Origin of the sequence: Serratia aquatilis, assembly GCF_044865145.1 — a bacterium.
Lineage (GTDB): Bacteria > Pseudomonadota > Gammaproteobacteria > Enterobacterales > Enterobacteriaceae > Chania > Chania aquatilis.
Genome location: NZ_CP173186.1, coordinates 3,037,808 through 3,056,646 on the forward strand (window position 1 = coordinate 3,037,808; position 18,839 = coordinate 3,056,646).

Genomic DNA, 18,839 nt, shown 5'->3' on the forward strand with positions numbered 1-18,839 from the left:
ATGACAAAACACGATAAATTTTGGCGCCACCAATGCGGTTGTCTCTGATCGCTATAGCCTGGATTTCCAGCGTTTCTGCATCAACACCTAGGTACATTTTTTCATCTTTTACTCGCCTTCACCCGTCATCTTGATACCGGTGCTCTCCACAAGAAAATACAGGCAACAACCAATAAGGATAAAAGGGCTCATCAAAAAATAATTTTTTAAATCCTTTTCTTCTTTTCCCCTCTCTATACACAAAATAATTCGACACTATGTGGCTAGGACAACAGTGACCGTTACCTATACTCAACAGCATAAAACTGAAAAGGAATACACCATGATACAGCGTCCTGAACTGATCCAAGCCGCCCAGGAGGGGATATCTTGCAGACTGAGGTTAAAGGGCGTATGAAACATTCCTCTGTCTATCTGGCTGGCCAGATACCCATTCCAAGAAGAAACCTTGCCTGGAAAAATTCCGGGAATTTGCGCCCTGCAGGAATCTCTGGGTGGCCAAAAACGCTTCACTTTGGTTCTCAGTCAAAGGATGTTGAACATGGCAATGAATAAGAAAAACACGCTTTTGCTGGTGAGCATCCTGCTGGCCGTGGCGCTTCTCACTCTCTTCCCACCAGCGGAGTACCTGAATTTGGCGGTATTGAAAAGCCATCAGGCAAGGCTGAATGGCTGGGTGGCAGAGGAACCTTGGTTGGCGGGCAGCGCTTTCTTCCTGTTGTATGTGCTGATCACCGCGCTTTCTGTACCGGGCGCTGTCCTGATGACGTTGCTTGCCGGGGCCTTGTTTGGCCTGATGCAAGGTGCCGTACTGGTTTCCTTTGCCTCAACCCTGGGGGCAACACTGGCCATGTTGATCAGCCGTTTCCTGCTTCGCGATTGGGTACAGCGGCGTTTTCAACATCGGTTTGGTGCCATTGATAAAGGGATCGCACAGGATGGGGCTTTCTACCTGTTCGCATTGCGGCTGGTCCCGGTCTTTCCCTTCTTTTTGATCAATCTGGCGATGGGGGTAACCCGCCTGCCAGCACGGACCTTCTGGTGGGTCAGCCAGTTGGGCATGTTGCCGGGGACGCTGGTCTATGTGAACGCAGGCCGCGAGCTGGCGCAGATCACCTCTCTGGCGGGGATTGTCACACCCGGGTTGCTCGGGGCATTTGCGCTGCTCGGTCTGTTACCCCTGATTTCCCGAAGCGCATTGAACGCGTTTAAACGCCGTCAACCGTTGGCCGGTTGGCGCAAACCGGCACACTTTGATCGGAATCTGGTGGTGATCGGTGCAGGTTCCGGCGGTCTGGTCTCGGCTTATATCGCGGCAGCCGTCAAGGCAAAAGTGACGCTGATTGAAAAAGGTGACATGGGTGGAGATTGCCTGAATACCGGGTGTGTGCCTTCTAAGGCGTTAATCCGTGCAGCCCGTTTGGCAAACGATCTGAAACATGCTGAGCAACTGGGTTTCCGTCAGGTCTCCGCTCAGGTCGATTTTGCGGCGGTGATGGCGCGGGTCCAACAGGTTATCCAACGTATCGAACCCCATGATTCTGTTGAGCGTTATTCTCAACTCGGCGTAGAGGTGATCCAGGGAAAAGCGACGGTGACGTCCCCCTGGAGCGTGGAGGTCAACGGTCAGCACTTGAGTACTCGCTCGATGGTGATTGCAACCGGTGCCAGACCAATCATCCCGGATATTCCTGGCCTGGAACAGGTAGATGCCTTGACGACCGACACGATCTGGACACTGCGTGAACAACCCCAACGGCTATTGATCCTGGGGGGCGGCCCTATCGGGTGTGAGTTGGCGCAGGCGTTTCAGCGCCTGGGGTGCGCGGTCACACTGGTTGAGCGAGGGACGCGGGTGCTGAAGCGCGAGGACCACGAGGCCAGTGAGGCCGTCATACAGGCACTGAGAGCCGATGGCGTGGATGTCCGCCTGCTGCATAACACGGTGCGTTTTGAGACAGACGCAGGCAAGCACCAGCTCATCTGCCATAGCCAGGCCGATGACACGGAAGTCTCTCTGCCCTTTGATCGCGTGCTGCTGGCGTTGGGGCGCTTGGCCAACGTGAGTGGGTTTGGCCTGGAGACGCTCTCCCTGGCTGTCAGGGAGAATGGCACCTTGGAAACCGATGAATATCTGGCTACCCGGTTTCCGCACATTTTTGCCGTGGGGGATGTCACAGGACCTTATCAGTTCACGCACGCCTCGGCGCATCAAGCCTGGTATGCCGCTGTCAATGGCCTGTTTGGGCAGATAAAACGCTTTAAAGTGGATTATCGACTGATGCCCTGGGCGACCTTTACCGACCCCGAAGTCGCCCGGGTTGGATTAAATGAACAGGAAGCCAGACGGCAAGGCATTGCTTATGAACTTACCCGGTTTGAACTGGGTGAACTTGATCGGGCAATCACCGAAAACGCAGCGCACGGCTATATACAGGTGTTAACCGAGCCGGGTCGTGACCGTATTCTGGGAGTCACTGTGGTGGGAGAACAGGCCGGAGAACTGATCACGGAATATGTCGCCGCCATGAAGCACGGCTACGGGTTAAACAAGATATTGGCAACTATCCATATTTACCCAACGTTGAGTGAGGCCAATAAATACGTTGCGGGAGCCTGGAAAAAGGCGCACACGCCGCAGTGGTTAATACTGGGGTTGGCACGTTTTCATCGCTGGCGTTTGGGGAGTAAGGCTTGATGGCAGCAACGTTCGATATCCTGTTGGTCGGTGCAGGCCATGCGCATGTGGTGGTCTTGCGTCAGTGGGCAGCCCATCCTGTCAAGGCAAGGCGCATCGCCTTGCTTTCCCCATCGCCCTATGCGTGGTACTCCGGTATGCTGCCGGGGTTATTGGCCGGGCACTATCGACCGGAACAGTGCCGTATTCATTTACCCCCTCTCTGTCGGGCGGCGGGGGTTGAATTTATCCAGGGAACACTGGATACGTTGGAGGCGGACAAAAAAAAGGTCCGGTTGGTAGACGAGACCTGGCTGCAAGGACAGTGGTTATCCCTGAATACCGGTTCGGTTCCCCGGTTGCCTGAGCGCCAGCAGTCATCTATCGAGATATGTCCAGTGAAACCCTTTGCCGATTTTCTGCTGACAGTGAAGCGCTGGCAGCAAAATCCCGCCCCCGTGGCGATCGTCGGGGGCGGAGCAGCGGGTGTAGAATTGGCCCTGGCACTGGCCCATCAAACCCCTTCTCTGGCACTGTTTTGTGGCGGTGTCCTGCTTCGTGGTCATCTTCCCACGCTACGGACACGGGCGCTGCGTCATCTGCACCAAAGGGGCATCCAAGTGCATGAACACTGCGCTGTTGATACCCTTACCGGCGACAGGTTGATGTCGGGACAACAGACCGTGTGGCAGGGAAACAGGGTGATCATGGCGACCGGACCGACACCTTTGGCCTGGTGGCAGAATTCGGGGCTGCAGTGTGACCCGCAAGGGTTTATTCAGAGCTCAGCCACGCTGCAAAGCCCCTCCCATCCCCATATCTTTGCCACGGGCGATTGTGCCACCATCGCCGGGACACCCAAAAATGGCGTGAATGCGGTACGCCAGGGAGAAGTATTGGCGAATAACCTGACGCATCTGTTCACGAAGCACCCCCTTGGTCGCTTTAAACCCGCCACCTCGCCATTGGCACTCCTGGCTGACGGGCAAGGCGGCGCACTGATGAGTTGGGGGCCCTTGACTGGCGAAGGACGTTTGGCGGGACGGTGGAAGGATTTTCTCGACCGGCGGTTTATCCGGCATCACAGCATCGACAAATGGGCATGAGGAGAGAGCATAAAATGAAGTTGATGAGACAACTGCAAAGCGCAATCGTGATGTTGATGTTGGGCCTGACCTTTCAGGCGACGGCGGAAACGTCTCATTGGGAGCGGGTCAAACAACAGGCACAGGGACAAACGGTCTATTTTAATGCATGGGGCGGTGATGCCGCTGCCAATGCCTATTTACGTTGGGTAGCGACAGAAATGCAACGGCAGTACGCCATTACCGTGAAGCTGGTTCCTCTCTCTGACACAGCAGATGCCGTGCGGCGCATACAGGCAGAGGCTGCCGCAGGTCGGCGCGAAAAAGGCTCCGTCGACCTGCTCTGGCTGAATGGCGAAAATTTCAAGGCCTTGAAAATATCAGGGTTATTGCATACCGGCTGGGCGGAGCAATTGCCCAATTGGCAGTTCGTCGATACTACTCTGCCGGTACGGGAAGATTTCTCCATCCCCACTGAAGGAGCTGAGTCTCCCTGGGGCAGAGCACAACTGATGTTGATTGCCGATCGTGAACGTGTGCCAACACCGCCCAGCGATCCCGCCAGTCTGCTGGCGTTCGCACAGGCGCATCCCGGGCAACTGACGTACCCGCGCCCACCGGATTTTATCGGAACGGCTTTTCTGAAGCAGTTGTTGCTGTCACTGACCTCAACACCCAAGGCGTTCAACACGCCCCCCCAACCAGAACAGTTTGCCACACTCACGGCCCCATTGTGGCAGTACCTTGACCAACTCCATCCGTTACTGTGGCGTCAGGGCAAAGACTTCCCGGCTTCTGCTGCACGTATTGATCGCCTGTTGGGGGATGGTGTGGTCAGGCTCTCTCTGACGTTCAATCCGGCACATGTTGCCAACCTGATTGCAAATGGACAACTTCCTGGCAGTGCCTATGCCTTTGGTTTTCAGCGGGGGATGCTGGGTAACGTCCATTTTGTGGCGATCCCTTTTAATGCCAACGCCAAAGCGGGTGCCCAGGTCGTGGCCAACTTTCTTCTTTCCCCTCAGGCACAACTGCGCAAAGCTGACCCTACGGTCTGGGGCGATCCGACCGTCCTCGATCCTCATAAACTTCCTCCGCACTGGCAAGCCGAACTGGAGAGCAACCTGCCCGGCACTCAAGCGCCGGTACCTGTTCTGGCTGAGCCTGATTCAGCCTGGATTGCAGCTTTGGAGGCTGAATGGTTGAAACGGTACGGTGTGCGTTGAAACCTGGGCGTGCATTGGGCTGCAAAGTGTTGGCCTGGAGTGGCGTAGGGGTGGTGTTTTTTCCTGTCTTGCCGGGGCTGGGTTTCATGCTGGAACCCACCCTCTCTGGGCAGAATTGGGTGTCGTTCTGGGGTGATGACCAATGGTTTCCGGCCATGCTGACAACCCTCATCTCTTCTGCCATCGGCACGCTGGGTGCCCTGTTACTTTGCCTGTCCATTGTGCTGGGGTTATACCCAGGAGCAGGATGGCAGCGGTACATGCGCAGATTGCCTGTGTTACTGGCAATGCCGCACGTGGCATTCGCTGCGGGAAGTCTGCTGCTTTTCTCCCCAACAGGGTGGCTGGCTCGGCTGATGGCGGCAAGCGGCGGGGAAAACCTATACGATCCTTATGGTGTGGGGCTTGGTATGACTCTCGCGCTGAAAGAGAGCTGGTTTTTATTATGGGTAGCCAGCGCCCAGTTGAAGCGGACTGACTTGCAGCCTCAATTGCTGATCATGCGCAGCCTCGGATATGGGCGCCTGCAAAGCAGTTGGCTGGTGCTGCTTCCCCAATTGCTGCCCTCTCTGGGGTGGGCGATAGTGGCCGTGCTGGCCTACAATATTTCGGTGGTGGATGTGGCGATTATCCTGGGGCCAGGTAATCCCCCCACATTAGCCGTGTTGGCCTGGCAGTGGCTCAATGACGCTTCGCCAGCCATCCAGGCGAAAGGTATGATGGCTGCATTGCTGCTGATTGCCCTGCTCGCTGGATTTTCGCTGGCAGGATATCTGGTTTGGCGGGTATGGCGTAGCCGCCTGTTCCCTCATTCTGGCCAACGCTATCTGGCGTCTGGCACTCAAGCATTCTCCTGGCTGGCAGGTCTGATGACCCTGGTAGGGGTTATGGTGTTGCTGATGTTGCTGGTCTGGTCATTAGCCAGCATCTGGTTTTACCCAGCGCTGTTACCACAACGCTGGTCATTGGCAGCCTGGCAGCTCACAGACTTGACCCCGCTTTTGACTGCACTGATGCTGGGGCTCACGACCAGTCTCTGTGCGCTAGTGATGGTGGTTTTCTGGCTTGAATGGGGAACCTCGCGTTACGGTTTCTTTCTGTGGTTACCTCTCATACTGCCTGCGTTGCCGTTGGTGATAGGCCAATACGGTGTGTTATTGCGATGGGGATGGGATGGCACGTTCATTGCCGTGGCATGGAGTCATTTGCTCTGGATGATCCCGTATATGTTGCTGGTTCTGGCTCCGGCCTACCGTCAGGTTGATCCCCGTCTCCTGCTGTCAGCGCGCTCTTTGGGGCTGCCTGCCTGGCAGGTTTTACTGTGGGTGAAGTGGCCATCATTATTGCGCCCCCTCCTCTCCGCTTGGGCAATCGGTTTTTCCGTCAGTATTGCCCAATATTTGCCCACACTGTATGCCGGCGCGGGCCGTTTTGCTACCGTGACCACCGAGGCCGTCGCTTTGAGCAGTGGTGGCGATCCCCGAACGCTGGCCGTTCAGGCCTTGCTGCAATTCTTCTTACCCGCCATGGTGTTTCTGGTTGCTGTTTTGTCCGGCCTGCTGGCCGGTTACTATCGACAAGGATTACGCTGATATGCTGTCTGTTCGTGCGGTTACGCTCACCCGCTCAACACATCCGTTGTTGCAAAAGATCACTTTCGATGTGCCTTCCGGTCACGTTGTGACCCTGATGGGGCCTTCAGGCACAGGAAAATCAACGTTGCTCAGCTGGATGATTGGTGAACTCCCACCGGCTTTTGGCGCGGAGGGAGAGTTATGGTTGAACGGGACTCGGCGGGATGGACGCCCGACAGAGCAGCGGCGCATCGGTATCCTCTTTCAGGATGATTTACTGTTTCCGCATTTGAGTGTCGGGCAAAACCTGGCCCTGGCGCTACCCGCAACCCTGACAGGTAAAGATCAGCGCAGGCAATGTATTGAACGCCAACTGGATGAGGCAGAGTTGGCAGGATTTTATACCCGGGATCCGGCAACGTTATCCGGTGGGCAACGTGCCCGGGTCAGCCTGTTGCGTGCCTTGCTGGCTGAACCGGAAGCGTTGTTACTCGATGAACCGTTCAACCGGTTGGACAGGCCTCTGCGCGCACGATTTCGTCAGTTTGTTTTTGAACACATTGCATGCAAGGGTATACCGGCGGTGCTGGTGACTCATGATGCGCAGGATATCCCTCCTAATGGACGGGTCATCCTGTTAGGAGAAAATCACCATGTTTGATCGTTACCTGCTGGAAAAGAGTAAAAAAGTACGTGAAACCGTCGCTGGAAAGTTTCAACGGATGGGGGCCAAAGCCGATCAGATCACCTGGTTGGGGTTTATGCTGGGCCTGTGCGCGCCTCTTTTAATTGTGCTACATGCCTACTCTTGGGCACTGTTATTTATCGTACTGAACCGACTGGCCGATACGCTTGATGGCGCTCTGGCAAGATTAAACGGCCCAACCGACCGGGGAGCCTTTCTGGATATTACTCTGGATTTTTTATTCTATTCCTCCATTCCGCTGGGTTTTGCCTTTGCCGATCCCGCTAACAATGCCCTCCCGGCCAGCGTTTTAATCTACAGTTTTATTGGGACCGGTTGCAGTTTTCTCGCGTTTGCTGTTATCGCCGAAAAACGCGGCATTGCCAGCAGCACTTATCCCAATAAAGGATTTTATTATCTGGGAGGCTTGACGGAGAGCAGTGAAACCCTGTTGCTGTTTGTACTGATGTGCCTGCTCCCTGACCGGTTCTCTTGGCTGGCCTATGGTTTTGCCGCCTTGTGTGCCATCACTACCGTCACAAGGATAATAGCTGGGTTCACACTCTTTTCATCCAGGAGCAAGGCAGGATAACCCCCAAACTGTCCGATTATGATTAATCAGCCGATTCAGCCAGGTGCTGCCGGCTTGGGGCAACTTACTACGCCATTCTCAATGAAGGACTGAAAACCCTTAACCTATCATTGAGAATTATCAGCCAAGTAGAAGACGAGCGTTACGTGTTGCTCGCGGTTTCACCGATAAACAAAGAAATCTCGCCTGGCATGATTTTTGAGTTAACAAAACACCCACTCACTTCATATTCGAAAAATCAGATATAAAATTGACTTTGTTGGCTAGAGTTTTAAGATGGTGTGAGTTATTTGAGTTGGAGCCATCATGACAACACTCACTCCGTTACAGCTGTTCAAAAACCTGTCAGACGAAACCCGCCTGAATGTCATCCTGCTGCTGCGAGAATCCGGCGAACTTTGTGTTTGCGAGCTCTGTAACACGCTCAATGAGTCTCAACCCAAGATTTCCAGACACCTGGCAATGCTCAGAGAGTCGGGGCTGTTACTGGATCGCCGTGCAGGAAAGTGGATCCATTATCGCCTGTCACCACATATTCCTGCCTGGGCTGCCGCCGTGATTGAGCAGGCCTATCTCAGTCAACGAGACGAAATCGTTTTGCTGGCACGCGGAAATGGGACGATAAGCAGTAAGACTGCCTGTCTTTGATGTACTAAAAAAATTTACTCTTTCATATCTGTTTTTTCACATTTGATTGAGCAAAATAAAAAACTGATTAAATTACGCAAAAGGACGGAATCGATGAAAACGCTCTCAGTGTATGACCCGGCACTCTGTTGCAGTACCGGAGTGTGTGGCACCGATGTTGATCAGGCCTTGGTCACCTTCTCGGCCGATGCTGAATGGCTCAAAAAACGCGGTGTCACCGTTGCACGTTACAATCTCGCCCAACAACCTATGGCCTTTATCGACAATACGCTGGTCAAAAACTTCCTCGAAAACTCAGGCGCTGAAGGCCTGCCGCTCATTCTGCTGGATGGCGAATTTGTAATGGCAGGGCGTTACCCTACCCGTGCTGACCTGGCTCGCTGGTGCAAACTGCCGCTGGAAATCACCGGCATCGCCCCGAAAAGCTGCTGTGGTGGCAACACGTCCTGCTGTTAATCAACGCATGGAGGGAAGGTCATGAAATTCTTACAACATCCACCGGTTTTTCTCTTTTTTACCGGGAAAGGCGGGGTCGGTAAAACGTCCATTTCCTGTGCCAGCGCGATTACCCTGGCGGATGCCGGTAAGCGCGTCTTGCTAGTCAGTACCGATCCGGCCTCGAATGTCGGCCAGGTGTTTAATCAGCCCATCGGCAACCAGATTACCGCGATCGCAACCGTGCCGGGATTATCTGCGCTGGAAATTGACCCGCAGGCAGCGGCTCAGCTTTACCGCTCCCGTATCGTTGACCCCGTCAAAGGCTTGCTGCCAGAAGCGGTGGTTCGCAGTATCGAAGAGCAGTTGTCAGGTGCCTGTACCACTGAGATTGCCGCCTTTGATGAGTTCACCGGTTTATTGACTGACACTGCACTGCTGAATGATTTTGACCATGTGATTTTCGATACTGCCCCCACCGGGCATACCATCCGTTTGCTGCAGCTTCCGGGGGCCTGGAGCAGTTTCATCGACAGTAACCCGGAGGGTTCTTCGTGTCTGGGCCCGCTGGCCGGTTTGGAAAAGCAGCGTGACCGTTATGCTCAGGCATTACAGGCCTTGTCCGATGCAGCAAGAACCCGCCTGATACTGGTCGCCAGGGCGCAAAAATCCACACTCGCTGAAGTCGCCAGAACCCATCACGAACTGGCACAGGTCGGCTTACGCAACCAGTTTCTGGTCATCAATGGGATATTGCCTGAAGCTGAAGCGCAGGCAGACAAGTTGGCTCGTGCCTTGTATCTGCGCGAGCAGCGGGCGTTGAGTGAGCTACCCGCTGTCCTCACTGCGTTGCCCAGAGATGATTTGATGCTGCAACCGGTGAATATGGTGGGAACTGATGCGCTACGCCAACTGTTGGTGAAAAGCGAAGCCCACCATTCGGCCTCAACGCATCCTAGGGCCGAAGCGTTACCCCGATTACCCGCACTATCCTCCTTGGTTGAAGAGATCGCCACCGATGAGCACGGTTTGGTGATGCTGATGGGAAAAGGTGGCGTCGGCAAAACCACTTTGGCCGCATCGATTGCGGTAAAACTGGCTGAGAAAGGGCTGGATGTTCACCTGACCACCTCTGATCCCGCCGCGCACCTGGAGAATACCTTGCATGGGCAACTGCAAAATCTGACCGTCAGCCGGATAGATCCGCTGGCTGAGACGGAGCGTTATCGTCAGCATGTCTTGTCCACCAAAGGCAAGGATCTGGATGCGCAGGGCAAGGCGTTACTGGAAGAAGATCTCCGCTCCCCCTGTACCGAAGAGATTGCGGTCTTTCAGGCTTTTTCCCGGGTGATACGGGAAGCTGGCAAGCGCTTTGTGGTGATGGATACCGCGCCGACCGGCCATACATTGCTATTGCTCGATGCTACCGGTGCTTACCACCGTGAGGTCGCCAAACGGATGGGGGAAAAAGGTCATTACCTGACGCCCATGATGCAGTTACAGGATGAGAAACGCACCAAAGTACTATTGGTGACGCTGCCTGAAACGACACCGGTGTTGGAAGCCGCCAACCTGCAGGAAGATCTGCGTCGGGCAGGTATTGAACCCTGGGCATGGGTTATCAATAACAGTCTGGTTGCTGCGGCCACCTCTTCACCGCTGCTGCAGTTGCGTGCATCACACGAAGTCGAGCAGATAAAAAAAGTCAGAGACTCACTGTCTTCACGCTTGGCGCTGGTTCCCTTGCAGGAAGAGGAGCCAATCGGTATTGCGCGTCTGAGCCATCTGGCTGGCGAAGTTTAACTCAGTTTCATTTTTTCAGGGCAAGCGTCCGTGCTTGCCCTTTTGGGGGCGTTATGTTGTTGGCAGGTGCTATTTTTGTCCTGACCATTGTGCTGGTCATCTGGCAGCCCAGAGGGTTGGGCATTGGCTGGAGCGCGATGTTGGGTGCAGTACTGGCGTTACTGACCGGCGTGGTTCATCTCGGTGATATTCCGGTGGTCTGGCAGATTGTCTGGAACGCCACCGCAACCTTTATCGCCGTGATCATCATCAGCCTGTTGCTGGATGAATCGGGCTTCTTTGAATGGGCGGCTTTGCATGTGGCACGCTGGGGCAATGGCCGTGGCCGTTTGCTGTTTACCTACATCATCTTGTTGGGTGCGGCGGTGGCAGCGCTTTTCGCCAACGATGGTGCCGCACTGATCCTGACGCCGATTGTTATTGCCATGCTGCTGGCGCTGGGGTTCAGCCGTGGGGCAACCTTGGCCTTTGTGATGGCGGCGGGCTTTATTGCCGATACCGCCAGCTTGCCGCTGATCGTGTCAAACCTGGTGAATATTGTCTCGGCGGATTTCTTCAACCTCGGATTCACTGAATATGCAGCGGTGATGGTGCCGGTTAACTTGGCCGCGATTGCCGCCACGCTGGTGATGCTGCATCTGTTTTTCCGCAAAGACATTCCGGCAGTTTACGATCTGTCCCTGCTGAAAGCACCGAAAGAGGCCATCCGCGACCTAAACACCTTCAAGACCGGGTGGCTGGTGCTGGTTCTATTGCTTGTCGGTTTCTTTGGCCTGGAGCCGCTCGGTGTCCCCGTCAGTCTGGTCGCCGCCGTGGGAGCGCTGATCCTGTTTGCCGTCGCCAAAAAAGGACATGCCATAAATACCGGCAAGGTGCTGCGCGGTGCGCCTTGGCAAATCGTGGTGTTCTCGCTGGGCATGTATCTGGTGGTGTACGGCCTGCGCAATGCCGGTTTGACCCATTACCTTTCTGCCCTACTGAACCAGTTTGCCGAACAAGGACTGTGGGCGGCCACGCTGGGCACCGGGTTCCTGACGGCGTTCCTGTCCTCCATCATGAACAATATGCCGACCGTTCTGGTAGGGGCCCTGTCGATTGACGGCAGTGATGCCAGCGGCGTGATCAAAGAGGCAATGATTTATGCCAACGTGATCGGCAGCGATCTGGGGCCGAAAATCACCCCGATAGGCAGCCTGGCCACATTATTGTGGCTGCATGTGTTATCACAAAAGAATATGACCATCACCTGGGGGTATTACTTCCGGGTAGGGATTGTCATGACGATCCCGGTGCTGTTGGTCACGCTGGCGGCATTAGCCTTGCGACTATCCATTTCCCTTTAATTTTTTAAACAACCACGCCAGCAGGCATAACCGCTGGCGTTTCAATGAGAGAGCATCACGATGAGCAATGTGACTATTTATCATAATCCGGCCTGCGGAACATCGCGTAACACGCTGGAGTTAATTCGCAACAGTGGCACGGAACCCACGGTGATCCTGTACCTGGAAACACCGCCAAGTCGTGAGGTGCTGGTGAAACTGATCGCCGATATGGGGATCACGGTTCGGGCGTTATTGCGCAAGAATGTTGAGCCTTACGAGCAACTAGGGCTGGCAGAAGATAACTTCAGCGATGACCAGTTGATCGATTTCATGCTGCAGCACCCCATTCTGATCAACCGCCCGATTGTGGTCACGCCACTGGGAACCAAATTGTGCCGCCCTTCTGAATTGGTACTGGACATTTTGCCCGAAGCACAGCGTGGTGCCTTCGCCAAGGAAGACGGTGAACGCGTGGTGGATGCGCAAGGCAAACGTGTAGAGAAATAAGTATCACCCGGCGCAGCCGGGTTTTTTCATATCATCGCAAACGGCATGAGTGAGCCAGATGATTTTCAACAGTGGTAATGCCCATAGCATAATATCCGCTGCTCGGCGAACCCGTCACAAACCGGGAAGTTATCCGACAGCTCAGGCCACGGGCGGGCCGAGGATCGGCGGTGCCACTCACTCAATATTTTGGTAAATCTCCCCCCCCCCCCTGAGCAATGTGCAAACGCAAAATAGCCTCAAGGCCGTATATACTCGTCATACTTCAAGTTGCATGGGTGTTAGCTGCGACCAATCGCACCAGTCACATAGTGGGCTATGCTCCTGGCGACTCTTGGTCTTGCCGCCTACATGCAACTCGAATTATTTAGAGTATAAATAGCGCTGCAATTCGATTATTGCCTCTGCGCTCGGGCTCCCATCCCGCGGCATAGCCTTGATGATGCGATTCAATCGTCACCCCCAGAAGACCGGCAAGAATCGGGTAAATATCGGTATTATCGGACCGTGCATGAGGAAATAGCTTTTCTTGTAATAGAGTATCCAATTCCACCGCCGTTGGTTTGTGAAATAAGTCAGGTGTTCTAGGCTGTGTCCCTTAACTGTCCGCCAGCTGCGCTCACGTGCAGTTAAGGGACACAGCCTAGTCACTTGCATTTTCCATACGGTTTTCAGAAACTCATCGGCAATATATTATTATTAATTATAGATATCCGCCTTCTTAATAACTTCTTAAGAAGGTTGGGTTAGACTCACAAAACTGGAGTTGCGATTTAAGCAGTCGACAAGTAATCCTAGGCTGAGTCCCAACGCGTTTAGGCGTTTGGATAAGTGAATGGCACGCTCTGCCACCCAAAGGATGAGGACTGCGTAATCCTGGGCCCTGCGTTTATAAATAGTATACTCGTCATACTTCAAGTTGCATGTACGTTGGCTTTCCTGCAACTCGAATTATTTAGAGTATATAAATTTGACTGTCACACATTAGAGGATGAATGATGAATAAGAAATTTTCACCTAGTCAGATTTTATTTCACTGGATTATTCTCATTTTTATCGTACTGACTTATGCAACAATGGAGTTAAAAGGGATTGCTCCAAAAGGTAGTGACACACGCGAGTGGATGAAAACGCTGCATTATACTTTTGGTGTCAGCGTTATGATGTTAACATTGATTCGAGTAATGCTGAAGATTATACATAAAAACCCTGATATTATCCCAACACCCCCGCATTGGCAGATAACGCTATCAAAAGCTGTACATGGCATTCTTTACCTTATTTTTATCGCACTACCTTTACTCGGGATCCTGACTCTTTATTATGGGAAGGTTGAGTGGTCTCTTTTCTCTTACGTTATGCCGGTAAGTAATGAGCCGAATGACAATATACGACATACATTAAAAGAAATTCACGAATTCATTGCCAGTGCAGGTTATTTCGTTATCGGGATCCATGCTTTAGCTGCCATATTTCATCATTACATCATGCGTGATAACACCCTGATTAGAATGTTACCGTGGAAAAAGTAATGCTCGATGACTGCCGTACCGGCAAACAGTCATCTTAAAGATACCTCGTTAAATTCAAGCCGAACTATTGTTGGTAAGTGCTGCTTATGGACTTACCTTCATCAGTCTACTTTTGTTACCAGCGACTAGCGAAAGTAACGCCGCCAGTCTGAAGTAAATTCATAGTTTGTGTAGGCCGAAGGGAACGCCTTGTGGATCACTACGCAGACAAAAGGCTCCAAAACCCGGCTCATTTGGCGTCGGTTCGCCAGCTTGGCCTCCCAGTGCCTTTACTTGAGCAACTGCCTTGAGCATATTCTGGATCTGGAAGAAGACCAAAATCTGCGGTTCGGTGTCATCGCCATGCAACCCTACTTTGATGGAGCTTTGGAACCATCCCTCTCCGGCTCGCTCTTATGCGCTTTTTTCGGCCAGCAGATATTCCCTGACCTGGGCGCGAGCTCGATGCAACCGACTCTTTGTCGCCCCTTGCGTAATATCCAGATGGTCGGCAATTTCACTGATGGTCATTTGCTGCAAATCTCGCAGCAGAATGATTTCTCGATGCACAGCAGACAAAGACTCCAACGCATGGACCAGATCGATACGCAGTTCATCGACCGGGATCTGAGCAAGATAGGCAGAGTTTTCAACGTTCTTCAGATCTTCCATTCCACTCAGCAACTTCAGGGCTGGCAGCATGCAGAGACGAGTGATTATTTTGAACAGCCATCCCTTTAGTGATGATGCTGCGCGCACAGTCCCTACTTTTCGATACAGAATGATTAGCGCTTCCTGTACCACATCATCTACCGCGGAAGACCGCTGACACTGGTAACGAGCATAACGCTGGATATCAGGATGTAGCTTCACTAGCAAATACTCTAGCGCTACGGGATCACCCGCCTGGGCCGCAGCAAATTGGCTTTCTTGAATCAACATAGGTTCTCGTTCAGTTACCTCTAGGTTTACAGCCGAACACAGCGCGCATCGGGCAGTATCGCAATGCTCCAGTGACCAGGCTAACAAAGCCAACGCTGGCAATGGTTATCCCCAGCGACTTACCCTCAAGGCCGATCAGTCCGTACAGTATCATCAGACAGCCACCTAATACTCGGGCGATCCTTTCTTTGTTTCCTACATTTTTGCGATTCAACATGAAGACTCTCTTTGGGGTGAGAAATGGATTAGCGGAGCAAACTATTTGCGCCTACCAAGACAAAGAGGGTCAGATCGCCGAAAAGGATTCGCCGAAAAATAATTTTTTTGCTGTTGGTAAAACTCATCAGTTCGTCGGCCACCAAGGCTGCATAAACCGCACAAGCAATACCCGCAGCGATTTGATCCACTCAGCAGCGATCAACGCAGTTACGTGCTCAACTGGCCCTGGTTCGTTGGCCGTCAACTGTAGGTTCAAATCCTTCCTCCTCAGCAACAATCAATACCATCATCATCATTTGTTTAATACAAATTAAATACAAAAATTTACTGATTTGAGACAGATCACAAAATGGTATGGTTTAAGTTGTTAGTATCACTGCCGCGTTATGAGCGAAACGTGCGCGATCGCCAGGAAGCGGTGCAGTGAGCCAGGTAGACCTTTGGGCAGTATTTATTCATGAATACGCTGGAAACACCGGACAGAAGAGCTGTAAATATAAAACTCAAAAAAGGATAATTTTCATTATGTTTAGAATTAAAAAAAGTTTTATCATTATCTCTGCAATTATTTTTTCTGGTACCTTGGGTGCAGCAGAAATATATAATAAAGATGGAAACAAATTAGACCTGTACGGGAAATTGGATGCGCGTCATACCTTTAGCAAAGCCGCCAGTAAAGATGGTGACCAAACTTATGCTCGCCTTGGATTTAAAGGGGCTACAGTAATAACGGACCAACTTACCGGTTTCGGTCAATGGGAATATAATTTCCAGGCTAACTATGCGGAATCACAGGGCGATAAAGGCAACGCCACGCGTCTGGGATTTGCAGGATTGAAATTTGATCGCTTTGGTTCGCTGGATTATGGCAGAAATTATGGTGTCGTTTACGATGTCGAAGCTTGGACCGATATGCTTCCAGTTTTTGGGGGTGACAGTTATACCAAAGTGGATAACTTTATGGCCAAGCGAGCCAACAATCTTCTGACCTACCGTAACAGAGATTTCTTTGGCCTGGTTGATGGTTGGAACATCGGGATCCAGTATCAGGGGAAAAACGACAATGCTTCTGAAAGCGCCAACGGGAGAGATTCTCTTGTAAGCCAGAATGGTGATGGCTTTGGCATATCCAGCAGCTATAAACATGACTCTGGGGTCGGTTTTGCCGCCGCCTATGCTTCTTCCGATCGTACTTACGATCAGGAAAACGCAGGGAAAACACTTAACAGTGAATTTGCGTCTGGTAGCAGAGCGGAAGTATGGACTGTTGCAACTAAGTATGACGCCAACCAGCTTTACCTTGCAACAATGTACGCGCAAACGCTGAATATGACCTCTTACGGGAAAGGTGGCATTGCCGGAAAAACCAAAAACGTAGAAATCACCGCTCAGTACCAGTTTGACTCCGGCATACGCCCTTCACTCGCTTATCTACAGTCGAAGGGAGAAGATCTGAACAGCATTTATGGTAATAGTCAGGATTTGGTTAAATATATAACTGTAGGATCATATTATTATTTTAATAAAAACATGACTGCATACGTCGATTATAAAATCAACCTGCTAAACGACAACGGTTTTACAGAGGCGAATGGTATCAGCACTGATAATATCGTTGGCGTAGGTTTAACGTATCAATTCTAACAGATTGCGCAGTTCGCATATCAGATAGACGATGATGCAATAAAAAGTTAAATTTACGGTGATTTTAGCAGCATTAATTGCCAAGCATTAAGGGCAGAAATTCCCCGCCATTTACTCAAGTGAATGGCGGGGTTATTAATGTCACCTTACGGTACCGAAGTGACGTCCTGAATTTCCCCTGTATATCCGGTACGAGAAATCGCCGTCAGCAATACCTGATTATCGAACTCCTGCGGCACTATCACCTCTGCCTGATGCGTTTTCAACGAGGCTTTTGCCTTAAGGACGCCATCAGTAGAACGCAGCGCTTTATTGATGGAGATAACGCAGAGTGAACAGGTCATTTCTTTGATATCTATGGTTACTTTTTTGTTTTCAGCCCATATACGCGGCGTGATTAACACCAGAGCCATCATCAGAAAAAAACGTTTCTTCATTATTCCATCCACTCCCAAAACCAGGGTAATACATACGGATAAGACATTATCACCACCAGTAACGGCACCGATAGCCAGTAAAGCCAGAGTAATGCACGACGGCTGACGACATTGACGCAGACAGGACGCGGCGACAAATAAAGCCGCCAGAACCCTCTTAGCATCAACCCGACAGATAAAACTATCATCGGGAACTGCAGCCAAGACAACGCCGGTATCCCAGTCAATCCGGCCGCTGAAATGCCAAACACCAGATATAACAGCGGGCCAAGGCAGCAGAGAGTCGATGCTGCGGCTGCAAACAGAGCCGCCAGCAACGTCGCCAAGGTTCCCTTAACGCTGTTCGACGGAGACATATTCGTAGCTAAACTCAGCCGGATCGTAAAAGTTTAACGGATCGCCATCCACTTCGGCATAGGGATAACCGAAGTTATTGAGATCCCCCTGCTCCGCTACTGGCGAAAGGGCAAAGTCACGGGCGTAGTTAAAACCAACCCAGTTCATCTCCCAATTACCAAACAGATAATCGCTGACAGCCTCAACCGCCGGATCGCCGGTTTCTTTTTTCTCAGTTAAACGCATTTTGGTGACGTCGGCCGGATCGGCTGGCAACCAGCCGAAACCCGCCAGCCAGAACATGGCACGGCAGTGCTGCCCACCGCTGACTTTCGCAACGCCATGTTCATCAGCGCTACCGAATGCCTTCTTCGAATAGTTTTCCAGCTTGCGGGAGGCCCCTAGGCGGATACCGAACATTTCACGTGCCGGGATCCCGCAGGAGCGGCACAAGGCAACAAACACGGAATTAATATCGGTACATTTGCCGCCCAGATTACCCGTTTTAAGTATCTGGCCCACATCACCGCTTCCACAGCCAATAACCGAATCGTCACGATGCATATGGGTTCTCACCCAGTTATGGATTAACCCTGCTTGCTGCAAAGGTGATTTCTCATTACCAATAATCTTCAGCGCCGTTTCTTTCACCAGACCATCAACCGGGATGTGGGGAGTGGCGTTAAGGTAAGGCTGTACCGTTGCGGGGAAAACCAGCTCAGTATCCGGGAGACGCCATTCAGACAGTTGGTTGCTCTTTAACGGTTCCCAATCCAAGGTTTCAATCAGCATCTCCACCTTTAGCTCCATTGGGCCTTTCGAATCCGGCCAAGATGCAAACAACGTTTTGGCGGCATAACTGTTATTAGCCGTTAGATAGGCCTGCTGATAGTTACCAGAAAAGGAAATATTCTTCAGTTGCTGAAAGGCGGTGTCTTCTGGCACAGGGATCCATAAATTAGCCTTGCCTTCGGAACCTGCGGGCGCTTTTAATCGATACGTTTGGGTCATCACAAAACGTCTTCTGCTATCTACACAGGTCGACGCCGAGATTGCAGTTTTTTGCGACTCCGCCAAGACCGGATTGATCAATCCAAAAGAGGATAATGCAGCAGCACCTTTGAGAAAATTACGCCTTTTCATCATATTTCCTTTTTTATTATCAGCCAACACCAAAGACCTCCCTACCGCCA

Annotated in this window: 19 protein-coding genes and 1 pseudogene; 13 read left to right on the plus strand and 7 right to left on the minus strand. The window is 52.0% G+C overall.

From position 1 onward, the window contains the following. Window positions 1-22 precede the first annotated feature (22 nt). Window positions 23-162, minus strand: a pseudogene (locus SAQUA_RS13715) (IS5/IS1182 family transposase); the annotation flags it as partial. 379 nt (window positions 163-541) lie between these two features. Between SAQUA_RS13715 and SAQUA_RS13720 the strand changes: the two are divergent. The 12 genes from SAQUA_RS13720 to SAQUA_RS13775 all read left to right on the plus strand — a co-directional run bounded on the left by SAQUA_RS13720 (window position 542) and on the right by SAQUA_RS13775 (window position 14,089). Then, window positions 542-2,698 carry an FAD-dependent oxidoreductase gene (locus SAQUA_RS13720; protein WP_380675814.1) on the plus strand — a complete coding sequence of 719 codons (2,157 nt, stop codon included), beginning with the start codon at window positions 542-544 and terminating at the stop codon, window positions 2,696-2,698. Beyond that, window positions 2,698-3,783, plus strand: a complete 1,086-nt coding sequence (locus SAQUA_RS13725; RefSeq protein ID WP_380675816.1) for an FAD-dependent oxidoreductase — start codon at window positions 2,698-2,700, stop codon at window positions 3,781-3,783. The genes SAQUA_RS13720 and SAQUA_RS13725 overlap by 1 nt, the downstream gene beginning before the upstream one ends. Before the next feature lie 56 nt (window positions 3,784-3,839). Further along, window positions 3,840-4,988 carry an ABC transporter substrate-binding protein gene (locus SAQUA_RS13730; protein WP_380676030.1) on the plus strand — a complete coding sequence of 383 codons (1,149 nt, stop codon included), beginning with the start codon at window positions 3,840-3,842 and terminating at the stop codon, window positions 4,986-4,988. Beyond that, a complete protein-coding gene (locus SAQUA_RS13735; RefSeq protein ID WP_380675818.1) occupies window positions 4,961-6,580 on the plus strand; it encodes an ABC transporter permease in 1,620 nt (539 codons plus the stop codon). Before SAQUA_RS13730 ends, SAQUA_RS13735 begins: the two co-directional genes overlap by 28 nt. Window position 6,581: 1 nt before the next feature. Next, entirely contained in the window at window positions 6,582-7,223 is a 642-nt protein-coding gene (locus SAQUA_RS13740) for an ATP-binding cassette domain-containing protein (RefSeq protein WP_380675820.1), read from the plus strand. After that, the gene (locus tag SAQUA_RS13745; RefSeq protein ID WP_380675822.1) at window positions 7,216-7,839 is read left to right on the plus strand and encodes a CDP-alcohol phosphatidyltransferase family protein; all 624 of its coding nucleotides are present in this window, start codon (window positions 7,216-7,218) and stop codon (window positions 7,837-7,839) included. Before SAQUA_RS13740 ends, SAQUA_RS13745 begins: the two co-directional genes overlap by 8 nt. Window positions 7,840-8,145: 306 nt before the next feature. Further along, window positions 8,146-8,487, plus strand: a complete 342-nt coding sequence (locus SAQUA_RS13750; RefSeq protein ID WP_260514201.1) for a metalloregulator ArsR/SmtB family transcription factor — start codon at window positions 8,146-8,148, stop codon at window positions 8,485-8,487. Between the two features lie 93 nt (window positions 8,488-8,580). Beyond that, entirely contained in the window at window positions 8,581-8,943 is a 363-nt protein-coding gene (gene arsD, locus SAQUA_RS13755; protein ID WP_260514200.1) for an arsenite efflux transporter metallochaperone ArsD, read from the plus strand. A gap of 21 nt (window positions 8,944-8,964) precedes the next feature. Then, the gene (arsA, locus tag SAQUA_RS13760; RefSeq protein WP_380675826.1) at window positions 8,965-10,725 is read left to right on the plus strand and encodes an arsenical pump-driving ATPase; all 1,761 of its coding nucleotides are present in this window, start codon (window positions 8,965-8,967) and stop codon (window positions 10,723-10,725) included. A 53-nt stretch (window positions 10,726-10,778) separates the two neighbouring features. Then, window positions 10,779-12,068 (plus strand): arsenic transporter, encoded by a 1,290-nt coding sequence (locus tag SAQUA_RS13765; protein ID WP_380675828.1) that lies wholly within the window; start codon window positions 10,779-10,781, stop codon window positions 12,066-12,068. Window positions 12,069-12,128: 60 nt separating this feature from the next. Next, window positions 12,129-12,557, plus strand: a complete 429-nt coding sequence (arsC, locus tag SAQUA_RS13770) for a glutaredoxin-dependent arsenate reductase (RefSeq protein WP_380675830.1) — start codon at window positions 12,129-12,131, stop codon at window positions 12,555-12,557. A gap of 998 nt (window positions 12,558-13,555) precedes the next feature. Next, window positions 13,556-14,089 carry a cytochrome b gene (locus SAQUA_RS13775; RefSeq protein WP_380676032.1) on the plus strand — a complete coding sequence of 178 codons (534 nt, stop codon included), beginning with the start codon at window positions 13,556-13,558 and terminating at the stop codon, window positions 14,087-14,089. Between the two features lie 393 nt (window positions 14,090-14,482). Here SAQUA_RS13775 and SAQUA_RS13780 read toward each other — a convergent pair whose 3' ends face one another. From SAQUA_RS13780 to SAQUA_RS13790, 3 genes are read right to left on the minus strand one after another with little or no spacing between them, the layout of a single operon-like run. Then, entirely contained in the window at window positions 14,483-15,010 is a 528-nt protein-coding gene (locus SAQUA_RS13780) for an RNA polymerase sigma factor (protein ID WP_380675832.1), read from the minus strand. A 10-nt stretch (window positions 15,011-15,020) separates the two neighbouring features. Next, a complete protein-coding gene (locus SAQUA_RS13785) occupies window positions 15,021-15,227 on the minus strand; it encodes a DUF2892 domain-containing protein (protein ID WP_380675834.1) in 207 nt (68 codons plus the stop codon). A gap of 28 nt (window positions 15,228-15,255) precedes the next feature. Continuing rightward, on the minus strand, window positions 15,256-15,417 hold the full coding sequence (locus tag SAQUA_RS13790; RefSeq protein ID WP_380675836.1) for a hypothetical protein: 162 nt from the start codon (window positions 15,415-15,417) through the stop codon (window positions 15,256-15,258). 337 nt (window positions 15,418-15,754) lie between these two features. Here SAQUA_RS13790 and SAQUA_RS13795 point away from each other — a divergent pair, with 337 nt between their 5' ends. Next, entirely contained in the window at window positions 15,755-16,873 is a 1,119-nt protein-coding gene (locus SAQUA_RS13795; RefSeq protein ID WP_380676034.1) for a porin, read from the plus strand. Window positions 16,874-17,019: 146 nt separating this feature from the next. On the opposite strand, the gene SAQUA_RS13800 is transcribed toward SAQUA_RS13795, so the two are convergent. The 3 genes from SAQUA_RS13800 to SAQUA_RS13810 are packed head-to-tail and all read right to left on the minus strand — an operon-like array spanning window position 17,020 to window position 18,789. Beyond that, window positions 17,020-17,310: a heavy-metal-associated domain-containing protein gene (locus SAQUA_RS13800; RefSeq protein WP_380675838.1), complete on the minus strand. Its 291-nt coding sequence runs from the start codon at window positions 17,308-17,310 to the stop codon at window positions 17,020-17,022. Next, a complete protein-coding gene (locus tag SAQUA_RS13805) occupies window positions 17,310-17,666 on the minus strand; it encodes a mercuric transporter MerT family protein (protein ID WP_380675840.1) in 357 nt (118 codons plus the stop codon). The genes SAQUA_RS13800 and SAQUA_RS13805 overlap by 1 nt, the downstream gene beginning before the upstream one ends. Beyond that, window positions 17,644-18,789, minus strand: coding sequence for a transglutaminase domain-containing protein (locus tag SAQUA_RS13810; protein ID WP_380676036.1), 1,146 nt, complete (start codon window positions 18,787-18,789; stop codon window positions 17,644-17,646). The genes SAQUA_RS13805 and SAQUA_RS13810 overlap by 23 nt, the downstream gene beginning before the upstream one ends. Window positions 18,790-18,839: the final 50 nt, after the last annotated feature.

Excerpts from the sequence above, each read along its gene's own strand:
- SAQUA_RS13800 (WP_380675838.1), bottom strand. The coding sequence starts at position 17,310 with ATGAAGAAACGTTTTTTTCTGATGATGGCTCTGGTGTTAATCACGCCG.
- SAQUA_RS13740 (WP_380675820.1), top strand. The coding sequence starts at position 6,582 with ATGCTGTCTGTTCGTGCGGTTACGCTCACCCGCTCAACACATCCGTTG.
- SAQUA_RS13720 (WP_380675814.1), top strand. The coding sequence starts at position 542 with ATGGCAATGAATAAGAAAAACACGCTTTTGCTGGTGAGCATCCTGCTG.
- SAQUA_RS13735 (WP_380675818.1), top strand. The coding sequence starts at position 4,961 with ATGGTTGAAACGGTACGGTGTGCGTTGAAACCTGGGCGTGCATTGGGC.
- SAQUA_RS13780 (WP_380675832.1), bottom strand. The coding sequence starts at position 15,010 with ATGTTGATTCAAGAAAGCCAATTTGCTGCGGCCCAGGCGGGTGATCCC.
- SAQUA_RS13775 (WP_380676032.1), top strand. The coding sequence starts at position 13,556 with ATGAATAAGAAATTTTCACCTAGTCAGATTTTATTTCACTGGATTATT.
- SAQUA_RS13795 (WP_380676034.1), top strand. The coding sequence starts at position 15,755 with ATGTTTAGAATTAAAAAAAGTTTTATCATTATCTCTGCAATTATTTTT.
- SAQUA_RS13750 (WP_260514201.1), top strand. The coding sequence starts at position 8,146 with ATGACAACACTCACTCCGTTACAGCTGTTCAAAAACCTGTCAGACGAA.
- SAQUA_RS13730 (WP_380676030.1), top strand. The coding sequence starts at position 3,840 with ATGTTGGGCCTGACCTTTCAGGCGACGGCGGAAACGTCTCATTGGGAG.
- SAQUA_RS13805 (WP_380675840.1), bottom strand. The coding sequence starts at position 17,666 with ATGTCTCCGTCGAACAGCGTTAAGGGAACCTTGGCGACGTTGCTGGCG.
- SAQUA_RS13725 (WP_380675816.1), top strand. The coding sequence starts at position 2,698 with ATGGCAGCAACGTTCGATATCCTGTTGGTCGGTGCAGGCCATGCGCAT.
- SAQUA_RS13810 (WP_380676036.1), bottom strand. The coding sequence starts at position 18,789 with ATGAAAAGGCGTAATTTTCTCAAAGGTGCTGCTGCATTATCCTCTTTT.
- SAQUA_RS13745 (WP_380675822.1), top strand. The coding sequence starts at position 7,216 with ATGTTTGATCGTTACCTGCTGGAAAAGAGTAAAAAAGTACGTGAAACC.
- SAQUA_RS13785 (WP_380675834.1), bottom strand. The coding sequence starts at position 15,227 with ATGTTGAATCGCAAAAATGTAGGAAACAAAGAAAGGATCGCCCGAGTA.
- arsD (WP_260514200.1), top strand. The coding sequence starts at position 8,581 with ATGAAAACGCTCTCAGTGTATGACCCGGCACTCTGTTGCAGTACCGGA.
- arsA (WP_380675826.1), top strand. The coding sequence starts at position 8,965 with ATGAAATTCTTACAACATCCACCGGTTTTTCTCTTTTTTACCGGGAAA.
- arsC (WP_380675830.1), top strand. The coding sequence starts at position 12,129 with ATGAGCAATGTGACTATTTATCATAATCCGGCCTGCGGAACATCGCGT.
- SAQUA_RS13765 (WP_380675828.1), top strand. The coding sequence starts at position 10,779 with ATGTTGTTGGCAGGTGCTATTTTTGTCCTGACCATTGTGCTGGTCATC.